This window comes from Kitasatospora cystarginea (assembly GCF_039533515.1).
Taxonomy (GTDB): Bacteria; Actinomycetota; Actinomycetes; order Streptomycetales; family Streptomycetaceae; genus Kitasatospora; species Kitasatospora cystarginea.
Window position 1 is genome coordinate 1 of the sequence record NZ_BAAATR010000049.1, and the last position, 17,172, is coordinate 17,172.

A 17,172-nucleotide genomic window follows, 5' to 3' on the forward strand; every position below is an offset into this window, starting at 1 on the left:
AAGACCCTGGGGTGGAGGACACCCGCCGAAGTCTTCAACGAGCAGCTACTGTTGATCCAACAGGACGGTGTTGTTGCAACGACGGGTTGAACCTGGGCAATACAGTTCAGCGGCGTTCGCGAACGTCCGCGGCCGGTACGGGATACGTCGCAGCACGGGCCGAGTCGGCTCCAGCTACGACAACGCCCAGGCCGAGAGCCTGTGGCGGAGCCTCAAACGCGAAGCCCCGTACAAGACGCTCTTCTCCACGATGGAGCAGGCCCGACTGACGATCCTCCGGTGGCTCACGTACTACAACGCGCGCCGCCACAGCACCTGGCTTACCTGTCCCCGATGGAGTTCGAACAGCGGCAACGTACGACAGCTACACTCTCACTCGCGGCGTAAACCCCTGTGTCCACATTCCGGGGGGCACCTCAGCCCCTAAACACCGTCAAGCGGTACGCCCGCATGAAGGAGCCCACCGGCGACCGCCGCGCACCCTGCTACAAACCCACGCTCGTCGACCCCTACCGCGACCACCTGCGCGCCCGCCGCGCGGAAGACCCGGCCGCCCCCGTCATCCAACTCTTCCGGGAGATCAAGGAGTTGGGCTATACCGGTAGCCTCAACCTGCTCTACCGCTACATCACCCAGCGTCGTGCCGAGGGCGACAAGCCGGTCACCACCCCGCAGTGCTTCGCCCGCCTCCTGCTCTCCCACCCCGAGAACCTGCGCGACAAGGACACCGCGCTACTGCGGGAACTCACCGAAGCCTGCCCTGAGATAACCGAACTCACCCGCCTCACCGGCGAGTTCGCTCAGCTATTGACCCCAGTGGAGGCAACAACGCCAAGCTCACCGACTGGATCACCACGGTTCGAGCCGCCGACCTGCCCCCCTGCACTCCTTCGCGAACGGCCTCGAACTCGACCGCGCCGCCGTCGATGCCGGACTCACCCTCCCCTACCACAACGGCCGCACCGAGGGCGTCAACACGCGAACCAAGCGGATCATGAGGCAGATGCACGGCCGAGCCGGGTTCCCCCTACTCCGCCACCGCATCCTCCTCCAGTGACCACTACACAGCGCTACTACCGACTACGGGACAGAGCCGAATTCATGACACTCCCGCGCCGCCCGCAAGGCCCACTGGGGCGAGGGCCTGCGGGCCCGGTGGACGGTCACTGTCGGGCCGGAGCGTGGCTACGTTGCCGTTACTGACCTCGGCGCTTCAAGGTGGCACGGGTGGGAGGTCGAAAGAGAGTCCTGTCCCGGTGAGGAAGCCGTCGAGGATGTCGGAGCGGTACTGCAGTTGCTTGAGGCGGTTGCGGACGAGGGTCTCGAGTCGGTCAAGGGCGACGTTGGCGAGGTCCGCCAGACTGCGTTTGACGTGGGCCCACAGGTACTCGACCGCGTTCAGCTCGGGTGCGTATGCGGGCAGGGCGAATACCGTCAGCCAGTCCTGCGCGTCGATCAGGTCGCGCATGGCATGGGAGACGTGGGTGTTCAGTCGGTCCCACACCAGCACGATCGGCGCTTTGACCAGCTGGTGGACCCCGTCTGTCAATCCGATGTAGTCGCGCTCGGACAGGCTGCGGCGCTCGCCCTTGCGGCCGGTGCGGCGTCGCAGCCGGTGACACAGCCGGGTAAGGCCGGGCAGGGCGCGCTCGACCCAGCCGACCTGGTGGCCTTCGCCGAGTACGAGGAACACGTTCGGGTTGACGGTCCAGCCTGCCAGCGACCAGTGATCGCGACTGCCGACTCCGGTGACGGGCCGTCCGCCGTCGGCTCCGCCACCAGCGCTCTCTTCGCCGCGGTCCCACCAGTGACCGTCCGCACGGTGCGGAGAATACGCGCGAGACGCTGACAACCACTCGGACGTGGTAGCCATGACTCGCTCCCCCACAAGGTGCGGTCGGCGGCATCAGGAGTGGGACGCCAGGCTCGGCACAATCGACCTGGCAATCCCCCAGGGTCCGCTCTTACGAGCTTCCTGCCAGGATCGGCGCGGTCGCGTCGTCGGACCGTTCCCGATTTCGCGGCCCTGGCAGATCAGTGCCAGCGTTCTTGCTGCCTTGCCGCTTCGACTTCGGCTTCGGCTTCGGCTTCGGGCTGAGCAGCTTGACGAATGGTTTCTCCACCATGTCGTGCAGCATCGTGGCGAGAACCAGCGCCACCGAGAAGCAGGCGATGGTGAGGGCCAGCGCCTGCACGGTGGGAAGTCGCGGCGGGCCGTTGAACAGCTTCATCGCAGTGAAGATCACCAATTCGTGGACAAGGTAGAAGGCGAAGGAGATCTCGCCCAGACGCACCATCCGGGGGTTCCGCCAGATCGACGCGGTGCCCTCCACGTCGGCACGCGCCGCCGCCGGGATCAGCAGCACACAGCCGATGATGCCGGTCGCCGAGGCGGATATCAGCGGCTTCTCCGCCCAGAGCACGAGCTTCTGTGTGAGGAGCAGCCCGGTGACGAGCACCACTGCCGACACGGTCATGTTGGGCCCGCGCCAGCGACCGTTCCTGACCAGCAGCGCGAGAGCGATGCCGATGAGGAACTCCAACAGCCGCACCGGCGGGAACTGGTACACCAGGAACAGCGGCTGGATACCGGTCTTCTCGCCGACCCAGTCCATCAGGAAGGGCATCGCGATGACGAGTCCGGGGCCGACCGCGACGATGGCCCACCAGGCGCGGGCCCCCATCCGCGTGATCGGCGGCACCAGGAACGGAAACATGAAGTAGAAGAAGAACTCGACGCTCAGCGACCAGGAAACGCCGTTGTAGCCGTACCAGTACCGAGGGGCGAAGGCGAACCAGGACTGCGTGAGCGTCAGGTTCGCCGCCGCGACCCGGCCGCTGAGGTGCAGCCCTTCCCAGCTGAACAGGGCGACGGCGCCCAGGAAGGTGAGGAAGTGACTCGGGTAGATCCGAGCGAAGCGGCGGCGCCAGAAGGAGACGACTCGGTCCTTGGGGCGCGCCGACCACGTCAGAACGAATCCTGAAAGGACGTAGAAGAACGAGACGCCCGATCTACCACCGCAAAAGAGCCACCACATGGTGCTCTGAGCGCGCTCCTGACCGAAGAACCCTGACTCGATCATGACGTGGAAGCAGAAGATCATCATGGCCGCCGCCCACCGCATCCCGGTCAGCGACGGTAACCGCGATGTGTGGTCCGGAGAAACGCCGGCCGCACGGACGGTAGCAGTACTCATTTCGTTCGTTCCCTCCCTAGGAGCTGACGCAGCGTAGCAGCGGCCCTTCGCGGGCGAAGAGGCGGGTCGTCCTCGAATCACCTCGAAAAGCCGAAGTCAGTAGGGACGACGGACTGCAGGTGCGGGCGTGGGCCGCGCTGCCACGGCCCTGGAGTATGAGCTGGCCGCCTGGAGCGCATCACCTGACGGCATCCGCGTGGGCTACCTCACCGAACCCCCGACGCGACTTCCCGAGCAGCTCGGTATGACCGAGTCCGAACTGTGGCAGCTCCCCTCGGCGCAGGACGGCGACTACGAGGAGTTCGAACGGATCTGCGCGGACTTCGAGGCCGGTGGCCACGCCGACCAGGTCGCCAAGGCGCTCGTCGGCCTGGCCCAGGAACTGACGAGGGAGGAAGTCGAGCGGTTCTTCGCCGAGCGCGTCGCCTCCCTGAACGCTTCCGCTCCGCAACTGCCGGAGCTGGACGCGTTTCCGGTCCGCAGCGCCGACCCGTACACCTACGCCTGCGCCCACACCTGGGTCGCCCCGCGGGAGATCGTGCGAACCCCCGACCACGAGGCATGGGGAACGATCGACCGCGACGGGCCCCGCGCCGGCCATGTCTGGATCCCTGCGGCGATCCACGAGTGGATCGACCTGCCAGTCGACGATGCCCCGGCCAAGCTCCGCGAGAGCCTCCTGACCGGCGCCATCGCACTCCGCCGCTTCCCGGGCCGGCCGGCCGCTCTACGAGGTTTCCAGCAACGGCTGTCATCGCACCCATCTCTGGCGCGTCCTCGACCTGCCGAAGCTCTTCGCCTGCGTCGACGGCATCCCGCTGCCCGGCACGCTCAGCCCCTTCCACGTCCGCACCGGCGAAGTCGGACCCGACGAGGAGCAGCAGGCCGTCGCCGTCTGGAAGGGTCTGCCGGCCAAGGGCATCATCCACGGCGCCCTCGACGACCCCGACGCCATCTTCCCCAACCTGGAGATCCACCACGTGCCCGCCATGTGGCTGCTCTACCCACCGCACCTCGCCTCCGCATGGGGCCAGCGCTATGCCGAGGTCTATCCGGGGGCCTGGGAGGCCGTGGGCAGCCCGTCGGAGGTCTCGCCTCAGCGGAAAGGTGGCTGGCCTGGGCGACCGGCGAGGCAGCGAATTGAGCCTGACGTTGCCCACTCAGTTCGGCTTCACGTCCCAGCGAGCCGGGTTCCCAGCATGACCGACCGGGGGAACGGCTGGTCCGCCAACGGTGGAGTACTCGTTCACCACAAGGTTTCCTGGTGGGCTGTCATCGGCCAGATCGGCGCATTCGGCGGGGGCGGGCAGGCCCGGATCGCGGCAGCGGGCCGGGTCAGGGCCGAGGCGAGCTGATCAGCAAGCGCGTGCGCGCGGCGCTGCCCACCCGAGGTATAGGAACGTGCTCGGGCGCGGACGCTCGCAGGCCAGGGCAGCAGTGTCATCAGGTGATCGAGGACCAGACTCGTTGCCGTGAACGGGTCGGCCAGCAACGGCACGGTGATGTCACCCGCCCTGGTGAGTTCCAGCGGCTCTTCACGGTATCAGCGTTCGTGTGAAAGTGGCTCTGGCAAGATTTTCGTAGCCGGAGATCATCCCGGGCCAACGGTCGACTGGTTTGCCAGCGGGCAACCTCTGACTGTGTTCTGTTGAACTAGCCATACTGTTACCGCAGTTGGCCAATGTGCTGGTTGTCTCGGTCGATGTTTCCGATGCTGTCGTGGCAGTCCGCGCCCGCACACGGTCCGGTGTTCCAGCAGCGTGTACGGGATGCGGCCAGCTGACCGAGTGGTGCGACAGCCGCTATGTGCGGCATCTCGCCGATGTCGCGCTCGGCGGCCGGCCTCTCCGAATCGACTTATCCGTACGCCGCTTGTACTGCGAGAACTCGGCCTGCCCGAAGGTGACCCTCGCCGAGCAGGTGCCGGGACTGACCGTGCGCTACCAGCGGCGCACCCCGCTGTTGCAGCACCTGGTCGAGGCCGTCGGCGTGGTGCTGGCCGGCCGGGGTGGCGCCCGGGTGCTGCGCGTCCTCAACGTCGCGCTCTCGCGGCGCACCGTGCTCTCCCAGCTGATGCGGGTGCCACTGCCCCCGCTGGTCGCACCCCGGGTACTGGGGGTAGATGACTTCGCGCTCTACGGCGACACCTACGGCACCCTCCTGGTCGACGCCACCACCCGTCTCCCGCTGACGCTCTGGGAGGGCAGGGACGCCGAACAGCTGAGCCGATGGCTCCGCGGGCATCCCGGTGTCGAGATCGCCTGCCGCGACGGCTCGCTCACCTACCGGCAGGGCATTGCCGACGGTGCCCCCGATACTGTCCAGGTCAGCGACCGCTTCCATTTGTGGCAGGGCCTGTCCCGGCGCGTTCAGGAAGTCGCTGCATCCCACCGCGGTTGCCTGCCCGCCGCGCTCCCCGCCCCCGATCCTGCCGGGCCGGAGCCCGCTGAGGCAGTGGGCGCCGATTCCGAGCCGGTGGACACTCCCGTCGGCCGACACGTACGGCGGCTGTTCGAAGCCGTGCACGCACTGACCGATGCCGGTCGTCCTTACAACGCCGCAGCCCGTGAGCTCGGCCTGGACCGCCGCACGGTACGCAAGTACGCCCGGGCCCGCACCTGGCACGAGGTCATGCGCCGCGCTCCCCGACGCCCATCCACCCTGGATCCCTACCTCGACTACCTGCAGCAACGCTGGGACAAGGGCGAACACAACGCGAAGATCCTTCATCAGGAACTCCTGGGCAAGGGCTACCTGGGGCACTACCAGCGCGTGAAGATGGCCCTCGCACCCCTCAGGCGTGGCCTGCCCCTGGACGAGCCCCGCGAACGACCGCCTTCCCCACGCGAAGCCGCACGCTGGATCATCACCGCCCCCGACCGGCACGGCCCGCAAACCGCTGAGCGTCTGCGCCGGCTGCTCGAACACTGCCCAGCACTCCGGCGCACCCACGACCTGGTCCGCGAGTTTGCCGCGATGCTCGACACCCGCGATCCCACACCGCTGCCGGACTGGCTCGGACAACTCGCCAACAGCGGGCTGGCGCCCCTCGCCGGTATCGCCACCGCCCTACGCGAAGACCAACACCAGTCCTGCTAAGAGTTGCCCGTTGTAGTCGTGGATGTCGAGCAGCCCGCCCTGTGTGCGCTCCGTCGGGGAGGACTCGGCCTCGTAGACAGTGGCCGCGATTCCGTTAACGTGCAGGACACGGGCCAGCGTGAGGCCGCCGAGTCCGGCGCCGATGATCGTGGCGGGGGTGTGCATGATGGCTCCTCGGGTAAGGGTTCGACGAGTGGGTGATTGGGCAGGTCGGCGGATCGCCTGCGGTCGGGCGCCAGCCTCCACGGGCCCTGCACCACGAAGTTGAGCCGGAGTCTGAGAAATGACAGCGGCTGTGGGACGGCGGCCCTGTCGTCGCATCCGCCGGTCGAGGACTGTGCTCGATCACAGCCTGATGGCCAACCAGATGGTCACGGCCGCGGTAGCGGTGAGTCCGGCGTTGAGTGCGATCCGGCGGTCTTCGCCCATCAGGTGGACGGCGATCGCGCCGGTCTGCAGGAGTACGAAGCCGATGGCCGCGGCCGGCGCCAGCGAGGGAGCGATGCCGGTCAGCGGCGGCAGGATCAGGCCGGTCGCGCCGAGTATTTCGACCGCCCCCAGCGCCCTGAGGGCGCGCAAGGGTATGCGGTCGACCCAGGCCATCATCGGGCGGAGTTGATCGCGGCTGCGGATCACCTTCAGCGTGCCTGCGTAGAAGTAGAAGAGCGCGAGCAGTCCCGCGATGATCCAATAGGCGATGTTCATGGTTTCCGTTCATGGGCCACCGGTTCACGGGGACCCGTCGATTGCGTCGATTGCCGGAAGAGCCCTGGTAAAGGCCCGGTCCGTTGTTCGAGGGACCCGGACGCCCAAAGGCGGCAGCGCCACCGCCCTGCCGGTCGAAAGGCGGGTGGCCGGGCCGGGCCGGGCCGTGGCGCGCCGTCGGCTTCAGGCGAGGTCGGTGGCGGGCTCGGTCGCGTAGCGGCTCATCGCGTCGATGTTGGCCTGTGGTGTCGACGGCTGGCCGCCGGCGAGCACCTCCTGGAGGTCTCGGAAGTACTGCACGTACAGGTGGGGGGTGAATGTGCTGAGCATGACGGCGGGTTGGTCGGACAGGTTGGCGAAGGTGTGCGGGGTACCGGGCGGAACCATCACGAGCGTGCCCGTGGTGGCGTCGTGGTCCTCGTCCCCGACGGTGAACCGCACGGTGCCGGAGAGGACGTAGAAGCCCTCGTCGTGCTGGGAGTGGCGGTGCTGCGGCGGTCCCTGGGTGTGCGGGGCGAGGACGGACTCGGCGATCGCGAGGCGGTGCCCGGTGTGGCTGCCGTCCTCCAGGACGCGCATGTGCGTGGTGCCCAGAACGATCGTCTCGCCGTCGCCGGGACCCACCACCGATACGGCGGGGTCGGCCTTCGGCGCGTTGGCCTCTGCTTCTTCGGTCATGCTCACAAGTGCACCGCCGGGGGCCTACCAGTGTCCAAGACCAATCCCGCAGAGCCGATACCCCGTGGATATCGTTGCAGCGTGGAGATACGGACCTTGCGCTATTTCGTGGCCGTCGCCGAGGAACTCCACTTCGGCCGGGCAGCCACCCGACTGCACATGAGTCAGCCGCCGCTGAGCCGGGCGATCAAGCAGTTGGAGGCCGATGTCGGGGCCCTGCTCTTCGCCCGCTCACCCACCGGCGTCACGCTCACTCCGGTGGGCGCGGTGCTACTCGACGAGGCGCGGGCCCTGCTCGACCATGCCGACCGCGTCCGTGTCCGCGTGAGCGCGGCAGCCGGCGCCGCGACCATCACCGTCGGCATCCTGGGCGACGGCACCGACCCGGGACTGTCCAGGCTGGCCGCCGCCTACCGCCGAACCCACCCCGGCATCGACATCCGCATCCGCGACACCGATCTGACCGACCCGACGTGCGGGCTGCGCGCCGGACTGGTCGACGTCGCCCTGACCCGGGCGCCGTTCGACGAGACCGCCCTGACGGTGCGTGCGCTGCGAACCGATCCGGTCGGCGTGGTCCTGCGCGCCGACGATCCGCTGGCCCGCCGCGACCGGCTGCGGCTCGCCGAGCTGAGCGACCGCCGCTGGTTCCAGTTCCCGCAGGGCACCGACCCCATCTGGCAGTCCTACTGGAACGGTGGCACGCCGCGCGAGGGCCCAGTGGTGCGCGCCGTTCAGGAATGCCTGCACGCCGTGCTGTGGAACGGCACGGTCGGCCTGGCCCCGCTCGGACACGACCTGCCCGCGGAGTTGGCCGTGGTACCGCTGACCGACATGACGCCGAGCCGAGTGGTGGCGGTGTGGAACGAAGGTGACACCAACCCGTTGATCCGATCCTTCATCGAGATCGCGACAGCCGCCTACCGTCACTGAGCGCCGGCAACCGGTGCTGCCGATGCTCGTGAACAATTCGAACACAGCGGCCCTCGGAACTGCCTCCCGAAGTGGTGAACATCCCGGTCCGTCTCGGACGCCAGGTTCGAGGCCGGCCTCGACTGGGCGCGGGTGTGGGCGAGGGAGCACGGCGGCTCGCTGGCGGCACCCGCGCGGGCGGCCATCGGCGGGTACGCCATCGGGGCCTGGCTCGCCGGGCTTCGGGCCGCCGCCGAGGTGCCAGCGGGCGAACCGGGCGCCCTCGACCCGCAGCGGCGGGCCGCGCTGCAGGAGATCGACCCGTGGTGGGCGCCGCGCTGGCCGATCACCTGGCAGCGCACCTACTCGGTGGCAAGGGTGTGGTGGCTGGAGTCGGACGGCCGCGTCGACTGGGCCACCCTGCCGCTGGAGACGGCGTTCGAGGGCGAGGCGCTCCGATGGGTCCGGGCGCAGCGGGCCGGATGGGCCGAACTCGACCAGGAGCAGCAGGACCTGCTCGCGGCGCTCGACATCGCCGAGGACCAGGTCCTGGCCACTGCTCGGGCGGCGGCCGCAGCAAAGCCCAAGGTGTCCCGGGCAGACCGGTTCGGCGCCGGCCTGGCAGCGCTGGCCGCGTTCGTCGAGCGGGAGGGCCCTGCCAAGTTACCCCGCTCCCACGGGACGTCGCTGGGTACCTGGCTCAACAACCAGAAGGCCCACCGCGACAAGCTCAGCCCCGAGCAGATCGGGCAGTTGGAAGCCCTCGGCGTCGCCTGGTAGACCCGGCTGGGCGGGGGCCGACGTCCTTGCCCAGCGGTACGCTGCCGGGGCCCCGAGAAGACACTGGAGGCCGTCACCCGCTGGGGTGGCGGCCTTCCGACTTCCGTCCCGCCGGACGGATCCGGCGGCTTCGGGCACGTGGCTTGCCTGAGGTGTGGGTCTCGTCGGCGGGGGCGGTGGCGGACCTGCGGCTGGCCGCCGAGGAGAGCCCGGCCACCGCCGAACTGCTCGCCACCGTCCCGGCCGGCGCCGCCCGGATAGAGGACCTCATCCAGCGGGGCCGTCGGCCCCTGTCTGGCACCCGCTCGGTTCCCGGGGCGGGCGGCCGTGTGGCGAGCGCGTCGGTGAGGCTCTGCCACTGGTGGCTGCCGAAGCGCCACCGGATCGCGGCGTGCGGGGACCCGGTGCGGGCACGGTGGTCCAGACAGCTTCCCCCCTTGACGCCGCTCCTCCCGCCAGTTCAGGAAGAGCGGTCGGTCACACGCCGAGGTCGTCGTGGGGCCAGGGTTGACGAAATTAGTGATTGACCAATAACTTGGCGCCATGGCAAGGACGAGTATGCGTATGTCAGCGGACGAACGGCGCGAGAGTGTCATTCGCGCGGCGGTGATCGAGTTCGCCGACCGCGGCTACAACGGCACCTCAACCCAGGCAATCGCCGCCCGGGTCGGTGTGTCCCAGCCCTACCTGTTCCGGCTCTTTCCGAGCAAGCGGGCGCTGTTCGAGGCGGCCGTGCGCCGCTGCATGGAGGAGGTCAAGGCGACGTTCCTCAAGGCGGTCGAAGGCCTGGACGATCCGGCGGAGCGCGTCGCGGCCATGGGTGACGCCTATGTCGACCTGGTGGCCGACCGCAGCCTGCTGCTCCTGCAGATGCAGATGTACGCATCCACCGCCGTCGCGCAAGCGCAGGGGGACGCGGAGGTGGGGGAGGCCGTCCGGGCGTTGTGGGTCGACCTGTGGGACTCCGTGCGGGCGGCCGGTGGGATGAGCGCGCAGGAGGCCACGGACTTCTTCGCCCGCGGCATGCTGATCAACACGCTCCTCGCCATGGGCTTCCCGCCCGACCACCGCCTCTGGGAGGGGATCGGGGTCAAGGGCGGCGGCGCATAGGCCGGCTGCCCCACCGGGCGCGGCGGCCGGTTCTTCATGCCGCGCAAAGTTATTGAGCAATAACTAACTAGTTCCCGCACCACACGTACCTCATGAGGAGTTCCGTCATGCGCAGGGGTAGCCCGGCGATCTGGGCCTTCGTCATCACCAGCACCGCCGGATTCATGGCCGCGCTGGACAACCTGGTCGTCACCACCGCACTCACCGCCATCAGACAGCACCTCGGCGGTGGGATCAGCGACCTCGAGTGGACCGTCAACGCCTACACCCTCAGCTACGCCGTCCTGCTGCTGCTCGGCGCGGCGCTCGGCGACCGCCTCGGCCGCCGCCGGATCTTCACGATCGGGCTCGGCGCCTTCACGCTCGCCTCGCTCGCCGCCGCCCTGGCGCCGAACATCGACGCACTGGTCGCCGCCCGAGCCGTGCAGGGCGTCGGCGCGGCCCTGCTCACGCCGGTCAGCCTGACCCTGCTCACCGCAGCGGTCCCCGCGGCCAAGCGCGGGATGGCCTTCGGCGCGTGGGGGGCGGTCAACGGCATGGCCGTAGCCATGGGGCCGCTGATCGGCGGGACGGTGGTCGAACACCTGTCCTGGCAGTGGATATTCGCCCTGAACGTCCCGTTCGGCCTGATTCTGCTGCCGCTCGCCCGGCTGCGGCTCACCGAGAGCGTCGGCCCGAACGGCCGACTCGACATCCCCGGCACCGCCCTGGCCAGCACCGGCTTCTTCGGCATCGTCTACGCCGTCATCCGCGGCAACGACGACGGCTGGACCAGCGGGCCGGTGCTGGCCGGGCTGATCGGGGGAACGGTCCTGCTGCTCGCCTTCCTCGCCTGGGAGCGGCGCAGCCCGGCGCCGCTGCTGCCGCTGCGCCTGTTCCGCAGCCGGGCCTTCTCGGCGGTCAACGCGGCCACGGTGCTGATGTCCCTGGGCATGTTCGGGTCGATCTTCCTGCTCAGTCAGTTCCTGCAGGCGGTCCAAGGCTTCAGCCCGATGGAGGCGGGCGTGCGGATGCTGCCGTGGACCGGCATGCCGATGCTGGTCGCCCCGTTGGCCGGTCTGCTGGCCGGCCGGATCGGCGGCCGCAACGTGATCGCCGCCGGGCTCGCCCTGCAGGCGGCCGGTCTCGGCTGGTTCGCCGCGGTCGTCAGCACCCATGTCAGCTACGCCGCCCAGGCTCCCGCGCTGGTGCTCTCCGGGGTCGGTATGGCGCTCTTCTTCGCCCCGGTCGCCACCCTCCTGATGGGCTCGGTCCGCCCGCAGGAGCAGGGCGTCGCCTCGGGGACCAACAGCGCGCTGCGCGAGGTGGGCGGTGCACTCGGCGTCGCCGTCCTGACCGCGGTCTTCACAGCCCACGGGAGCTACAGCAGCGCCCAGCACTACGTCGACGGCCTCGCTCCGGCGCTCTGGGTGGGCGCTTCGGTGATCGGCGTCGCGACGTTGGCGATCCTGCTCGCACCACGACGGGACGCGGCGGACGCGGCGGGCGCGGTCATGGCCGACAGCGCCGCTGCCGGGGCGCGGGACGCGGAAGCCGAGCCGCTGGCGCAGCCCACTGCCTGAACCCGGCAGCGCAGCGGCGAACCGCTGGACCTGGAGACCACCACGCTCTGCGACGTACAGGCCATGGTCCCGGCTGCGGTCCGCATGGCCCGCAGCCAGATCGGTCCCGTCGGCGGCCTCACCTTCGACGCCGTCGGGCTGTTCCGGGCGTTCGTCGAGGCCGACCGCGGCACCATGGCCAGCGAGAAGCTCGCCTCCACGCTGATCGGCCACGACCGCTTCCACGACCACCACCCGATCCCGCCCACCTGCGGCGCACCGCCGGCGCGCAGAGCGGCCTGCCGGTGTGGCAGCAGCACTATGTGGTCTTCCCCCGGCTGCTGTTCGTCCTGGCCGACACCGGTGAGCAGGCCGCGCAGCACCGGATCCGCGACCTGCAGGCGCTCGCCGGCCTGCACTCGATGGTGGAACAGATGCTGACGACTGTTCGGGCCGGTGCGGCCCGGCTGGACGACCTGGAGCAGGACGGGCCCGGCGGGGCGGTGTGGCACACCCTCACCGCCCCCGGCGGCCACGGTGCGGGGCCTGGCAGCTGTAGGGCGCAGCGGGCGGTCCAGGGCGGGCGTCATCAAGGTGTCCGCCCCGGTCATCAAGGTATCGGCCCGGCGCGGGCGAGTGCGGATCCGGTCGCACGTACGATTCCCTGCCTGACGTCACCGTCAGCGGGTTTCTCCGGGCCGCCTCCCGAACCCGGTGTGGCACTGGGCTCTCCGTAAACCCCGTCGCGGCTGCGACGAGCACTCATCCCATGGCGGGCCAAGGAGAAGGATTGAGTTGCCCCGGTATGACGGACAGCGGTGGGTTTGCGAGTTATGCGGCTGCGTAGAGCACGCTACGGGGTGCCTCGGCGACGTGGCGGCGTTCGAACTCGGCCGGACTGATCTGCGACCGTGTGGCGGTCCGTGGCCCACTCTCATGGATTCCACAAGGTTGCCCGCTACCGTCGCCATCGTTTCGACAGATGGAGAAGGGGCGCGTTGATGGGTTTTTCGGGCAAGCGAATCTCCTCGCTGGTGCTGGCGCTGGCTGTGGGCCTGACCGCGTCGGCGTGCCAGGGGAACGGCAGCGCCCCGGGTGGCCGCGCCGGCTCACCGCCGTCCTCCGCCACAGCCCCGGCGGCAGCCGCATCCCCGTCCGGGCCCACGTGCCAGACCGGACCCGCGCCGACACAGTCCCAGCTCAACAGTGTCCGAACCACGAGTGTGACCGTGCCGGCGCGGCCCTTCGGGCTGGTCTACGCCCGGACGGGCCACGTCGCCTTCGTCGTGCTGCAATCGGAACTGGGGGTGCTGTCCACCGAGGACACCCCGCCCCGGCTCGTGCGCACGGTCCCGCTTCCGGCCGCGAGCCTGGGGAAGGAAGGCGCCACCGGAGTCGCCCTCACCCACGACGGACGTGAACTGCTGATCGCCGCCGGTAGCGGAGCGATCGTGGTGGACGCGGACAAGGCGGCGAACGGATCACCGGGGGCCGTACTGGGAACGCTCACCGGCACGGCCGGGACCAGCGCGATCGAGGTGACCGTCTCACCCGATGACCGCTATGCCTTCGTCAGCCAGGAGTACGGCGACGCGCAGACCGGCCACCGCGGCGACATCGAGGTCTTCGACCTGCGCACGGCACTCCACGACGGGTTCGGCCCAAGCACCGTCATCGGCAGCCTCCCCCTGGGCAACGCCGTGGTCGGCACCGCCCTCTCCCCCGACGGGCGCTTGCTGTACGCGACCAGCGAGGTCACCCCGGGCCAGAAGCAGGCAGCGGGCAAAGGACACGGCGAGCTCAGCGTCATCGACCTCACCACCTTGGAATCCACTCCGGACAAGGCCCTGCTGGGCAGCGTCCCCGCCGGATGCAACCCGGTGCGGGTCGCCCCGTCACCGGACGGGCGGACCGTGTGGGTCACCGCGCGGGGAAGCAACGCCCTGCTCGCCTTCGACGCCACCAGACTCACCACCGACCCCCAGCACGCCCTGCTGACCTCCGTCCAGGTCGGCACCGCCCCGGTCGGCATGATCCTCACCCGAGACGGCAGCCGCATCATCACCGCCGACTCCAACCGGTTCCACACCCCGGGCGCCGCCACCGGACTGACCGTGGTGGACACCCGGGCCGCCCTCGCCAAAAACCCGGCGGCCAGCCTCGGACGCGTCCCCACCGGAGACTTCCCCCGCGAGTTCGCCCTCAGCCCCGACGGAACCACCCTTCTCGTCTCGGACCACGACTCGAAACAGATCCAGGCAGTCGACGCCACCACGCTGCCGTAAACACTCGCAGTAAGAGGGCCCGCGTTGACGGAGTCCGCGATCGTGTGATCAAGCGGCTTGCGGGAGCTTCGCCAGGCTCGCCCAGTACGACCGGCCCGTCCCCGCTCCCGCCCCCACAGCCCGGACTGGGCTGGTCATGCACGGCACCGCCGGCGCACTGCCGCGCGTACCCGCCACGGAGGCGGGTACGACCCCTCCTGTACGGGGGAGTCGCGGAAGCGGCCGAGGAACGAGGGGTGTCGGAAATGATTCGAAAGCTGCAGGCGGTCGCGCTGGACTGCGCCGATCCGGTACGGCTCGCGGCGTTCTACGCGAATCTGCTCGGCGGCCGGGTGGTCGCGGACCTGGAGGATCCCGACTGGGTCGAGGTGCACGGGTTCGAGGGAACGCCGCTGGCCTGCCAACGGGTGGACGGCTACCGTCCGCCCGAATGGCCCGGCCAGCAGCACCCGCAGCAGCTCCACCTTGACTTCGATGTGGACGACCTCGACGGGGAGGAAGAGCGGGCGCTGGCCCTTGGCGCGACCGTGCTGGAGCGGACGGACCAGCTCCACCCGAAGGCCAACTGGAGGGTCTACGCGGACCCGGCCGGCCATCCGTTCTGCCTTTGCCTCCACTGAGTCCACCAGGCCCCCCACCACAGCCGCTGAGGCGGCGTCAGGATCAGCCACCGGGAGTGGCCTTCGACCCGCGTTCGATCGCACCACTGCCTCACCAGCGAGTATGGAAGCGACCCGAGCACCACGCCGCGCTCGCGGCCACCGTCGGCTCCGCCCGCCTGACCTCCACCCTCACGGACGTGCACCACACCGCCGGTGCGCCAGCCGCTCGGTGACAGCCCGCCAAGCCGGTGGCCGCCCTTCGGCGCGCGCGGCTGTACCAGATCGATCGGACCCGGCGGAGCGGTTCGACAGTATCCGCCACCAGTGAGTTTGGCGGTCACTATCGTCCCCGCCGACCAGCGGTCTTCGTGGGAGGGGAACACCGGTGGGGCGGGATCTTGGGCTGGACCAGGTCGTTGAGCACTTCACGCTGATCGGCGACGAGGTGACGTGGCTGCGGAACAAGACCGGGGCGACCCGGATCGGCTTCGGCGTCCAGCTCAAATTCCTGCTCTGGCGCGGCCGGTTCCCCAAGAACCGCCTGGAACTGCCGCCCGACGCCGTCGAGCACGTCGCCAAGCAGGTCGGCGTGCCTGCCGTGGAGCTCGCGTCCCACGACTTCACCTCGCGTACGGCCAAGCGGCACCGCAGCGAGATCCGGGAGCTGACCGGTTGGCGCGAGTGCAGCCGGACCGACGCCACCAAGGCCACCTCGCACCTGGTGGACCTGATCTGGCACGACGAGCGCCGCGGGGAGCAAGTCCGCGGCGAGCTGCACCGGCACCTGCGGGCCGAGCGGATCGAGCCCCCGACGACGGACCGTCTCACCTGATCGTCCGCTCGGCCCTGCACCAGACCGAGGAGCGGGCGGTCACCGAGGTCGCCCTGAAGCTGCAGGCCGCCGGCGGCTTGCCGCAGCGGCTGGACGCGCTGGTCTTCACCGACCTGCCCGGCGCCCAGGGCGAGTACGTCGCGCCCGAGGAGCCTGCTGGCGAGGGCGGTGACAGCGACCAGGACGAGGACGACATCGAGGCGGTGCCGTCGCAGATCAAGGCCCATCCCTGCAACGACAGCCTCAACTCGTTGCTGGAGGAGATATCCAAGCTCAAGCAGGTTCGTGCCGTGGGCGTCCCGGCGAAGGCGTTCACCGGGATCGGCGTGCAGGTCGTCAGCGCCTGGCGGGCGAGGGCGTCGGCCGCCTCACCGAGCCTTCTGCGGCGCTTCGACGCTGCGGTGCGTCAGGTCCTGCTGGCCGCGCTGCTGTTCCAGCGCCGGCGCGAGATCACCGACGCCCTGGTGGAGCTGCTGAACTCCACCGTGCACCGGATCAACGCCCGCGCGGAGAAGAAGGTCCCCGACGCCTTCGTCGCCGAGTTCACCAAGGTCCGCGGCAAGACCGGCCTGCTCGGACGGATCGCCGCCGCAGCACGTAGCCGGCGGCCGGGTCGGCCCACCACCAGCCGAGGGTGCTGTTGAGGACCAGGCCGAGCAGGACCGCCGCGGCCAGTAGGCCGTCGATGAGGGTGACCCGGCCCTCGGCCAGCACACACCCTCACCGGTGCCACTGCCGCTGTCGTCACCCCGCAGTCCCGGCGGCTACGTGGTCGACGCCGTCGGGCACCTCGGGCTCCGGCCACGCCGGGTCCGGTGACCAGATGGGCCACGGGTCGGCGAAGGGGCCGGAGCGGGTCTGGAGGAGGCCGCGAGCGCGCTCGCGGGCCTGCTCGACCAGGCGGTGGTCGTGGTTGGTGATGAAGCCGAGGCGGCGGCCGTGGTCGTATTCGTCTTCGTCCTTGAAGGCGTAGCCGGACAGGTCGGGCTCCACCACCAGGTCGACGAGCAGGTCGAGGGTGTCGATCCCGATCCGCGTCCGGACCGCCGGCTTCTCGAAGTTCACGTACAGGCGCAGCGGCTCCCCCGCCCGGGGCTCCTGGAAATAGTGCAGAGAGAACCACTCGCCCGTCTCGAAGCGGGACCGGACGACGGTGTGCTGCCAGGCCCAGGGGCCGAGATCCCGGGTGCCGGCCGCGAGGTTCTGCGGTCCGCTCTTGCGGATGGCGTCGTCGCCGGTGCGCAGCGCCGCGGCCCGGGTGGTCGGGGCAAGGGAGCGGATGCCCGGCCAGTAGCCGAGCTCGAGCACCGTGCCGGTGTCGGAGATCTCCCGGTGCGGCTGCGCGGACCAAACCTTGCCCGCGTGGACACGGCGGACCACCGTGGCGCCGGGCGCGAACAGTGAGTCAGGGCCGCCCTTGGCGGGGCGGTC

The 17,172-nt window shown here is 69.8% G+C and carries 17 protein-coding genes and 3 pseudogenes; 13 read left to right on the forward strand and 7 right to left on the reverse strand.

Features of this window, described 5'->3' with window-relative positions; all coding sequences use genetic code 11:
* Positions 1–67: 67 nt before the first annotated feature.
* The gene (locus tag ABD369_RS41310) at positions 68–427 is read left to right on the forward strand and encodes an integrase core domain-containing protein (protein ID WP_425557838.1); all 360 of its coding nucleotides are present in this window, start codon (positions 68–70) and stop codon (positions 425–427) included.
* A pseudogene (locus ABD369_RS34745) lies at positions 424–1,057 on the forward strand (transposase); the annotation flags it as partial. The gene ABD369_RS41310 and the pseudogene ABD369_RS34745, both read left to right, overlap by 4 nt.
* Positions 1,058–1,213: 156 nt before the next feature.
* On the opposite strand, the pseudogene ABD369_RS34750 reads toward ABD369_RS34745, so the two are convergent.
* The 3 genes and pseudogenes from ABD369_RS34750 to ABD369_RS34760 all read right to left on the reverse strand — a co-directional run.
* Positions 1,214–1,633: pseudogene (locus ABD369_RS34750) on the reverse strand (transposase); the annotation flags it as partial.
* A 331-nt stretch (positions 1,634–1,964) separates the two neighbouring features.
* Positions 1,965–3,197: an acyltransferase family protein gene (locus tag ABD369_RS34755; RefSeq protein WP_344640623.1), complete on the reverse strand. Its 1,233-nt coding sequence runs from the start codon at positions 3,195–3,197 to the stop codon at positions 1,965–1,967.
* Positions 3,198–3,375: 178 nt separating this feature from the next.
* The gene (locus ABD369_RS34760; RefSeq protein WP_344640624.1) at positions 3,376–3,648 is read right to left on the reverse strand and encodes a hypothetical protein; all 273 of its coding nucleotides are present in this window, start codon (positions 3,646–3,648) and stop codon (positions 3,376–3,378) included.
* 748 nt (positions 3,649–4,396) lie between these two features.
* Here ABD369_RS34760 and ABD369_RS34765 point away from each other — a divergent pair.
* Both ABD369_RS34765 and ABD369_RS34770 read left to right on the forward strand, forming a co-directional pair.
* Complete coding sequence (locus ABD369_RS34765; RefSeq protein WP_344640625.1) at positions 4,397–4,552, forward strand: hypothetical protein; 156 nt, start codon at positions 4,397–4,399, stop codon at positions 4,550–4,552.
* Between the two features lie 364 nt (positions 4,553–4,916).
* Positions 4,917–6,296, forward strand: coding sequence for an ISL3 family transposase (locus tag ABD369_RS34770; protein ID WP_344640664.1), 1,380 nt, complete (start codon positions 4,917–4,919; stop codon positions 6,294–6,296).
* Here ABD369_RS34770 and ABD369_RS34775 read toward each other — a convergent pair.
* The 3 genes and pseudogenes from ABD369_RS34775 to ABD369_RS34785 all read right to left on the reverse strand — a co-directional run.
* Positions 6,297–6,461 (reverse strand): annotated as a pseudogene (locus ABD369_RS34775) (NAD(P)-binding protein); the annotation flags it as partial.
* 180 nt (positions 6,462–6,641) lie between these two features.
* On the reverse strand, positions 6,642–7,001 hold the full coding sequence (locus ABD369_RS34780) for a DoxX family protein (RefSeq protein ID WP_344640626.1): 360 nt from the start codon (positions 6,999–7,001) through the stop codon (positions 6,642–6,644).
* 183 nt (positions 7,002–7,184) lie between these two features.
* The gene (locus ABD369_RS34785) at positions 7,185–7,679 is read right to left on the reverse strand and encodes a cupin domain-containing protein (RefSeq protein ID WP_344640627.1); all 495 of its coding nucleotides are present in this window, start codon (positions 7,677–7,679) and stop codon (positions 7,185–7,187) included.
* 81 nt (positions 7,680–7,760) lie between these two features.
* Between ABD369_RS34785 and ABD369_RS34790 the strand changes: the two genes are divergently transcribed.
* From ABD369_RS34790 to ABD369_RS34830, 9 genes are all read left to right on the forward strand, one after another.
* Positions 7,761–8,612 carry a LysR family transcriptional regulator gene (locus ABD369_RS34790; protein ID WP_344640628.1) on the forward strand — a complete coding sequence of 284 codons (852 nt, stop codon included), beginning with the start codon at positions 7,761–7,763 and terminating at the stop codon, positions 8,610–8,612.
* A gap of 132 nt (positions 8,613–8,744) precedes the next feature.
* Positions 8,745–9,371, forward strand: a complete 627-nt coding sequence (locus tag ABD369_RS34795) for a helicase associated domain-containing protein (protein WP_344640629.1) — start codon at positions 8,745–8,747, stop codon at positions 9,369–9,371.
* Between the two features lie 564 nt (positions 9,372–9,935).
* Positions 9,936–10,481, forward strand: coding sequence for a TetR/AcrR family transcriptional regulator (locus ABD369_RS34800; RefSeq protein WP_344640630.1), 546 nt, complete (start codon positions 9,936–9,938; stop codon positions 10,479–10,481).
* 92 nt (positions 10,482–10,573) lie between these two features.
* Positions 10,574–12,043, forward strand: a complete 1,470-nt coding sequence (locus ABD369_RS34805; RefSeq protein ID WP_425557840.1) for a DHA2 family efflux MFS transporter permease subunit — start codon at positions 10,574–10,576, stop codon at positions 12,041–12,043.
* A 284-nt stretch (positions 12,044–12,327) separates the two neighbouring features.
* A complete protein-coding gene (locus ABD369_RS34810; protein WP_344640632.1) occupies positions 12,328–12,759 on the forward strand; it encodes a hypothetical protein in 432 nt (143 codons plus the stop codon).
* Positions 12,760–13,251: 492 nt separating this feature from the next.
* Positions 13,252–14,307, forward strand: coding sequence for a YncE family protein (locus tag ABD369_RS34815; protein WP_344640633.1), 1,056 nt, complete (start codon positions 13,252–13,254; stop codon positions 14,305–14,307).
* 245 nt (positions 14,308–14,552) lie between these two features.
* Positions 14,553–14,927, forward strand: coding sequence for a VOC family protein (locus ABD369_RS34820; protein WP_344640634.1), 375 nt, complete (start codon positions 14,553–14,555; stop codon positions 14,925–14,927).
* A gap of 367 nt (positions 14,928–15,294) precedes the next feature.
* Positions 15,295–15,741, forward strand: a complete 447-nt coding sequence (locus tag ABD369_RS34825; RefSeq protein WP_344640635.1) for a DUF4158 domain-containing protein — start codon at positions 15,295–15,297, stop codon at positions 15,739–15,741.
* A 77-nt stretch (positions 15,742–15,818) separates the two neighbouring features.
* Complete coding sequence (locus ABD369_RS34830; protein ID WP_344640636.1) at positions 15,819–16,385, forward strand: hypothetical protein; 567 nt, start codon at positions 15,819–15,821, stop codon at positions 16,383–16,385.
* A 100-nt stretch (positions 16,386–16,485) separates the two neighbouring features.
* Here ABD369_RS34830 and ABD369_RS34835 read toward each other — a convergent pair whose 3' ends face one another.
* On the reverse strand, positions 16,486–17,121 hold the full coding sequence (locus ABD369_RS34835) for a ribonuclease FAU-1 family protein (RefSeq protein ID WP_344640637.1): 636 nt from the start codon (positions 17,119–17,121) through the stop codon (positions 16,486–16,488).
* Positions 17,122–17,172 lie beyond the last annotated feature (51 nt).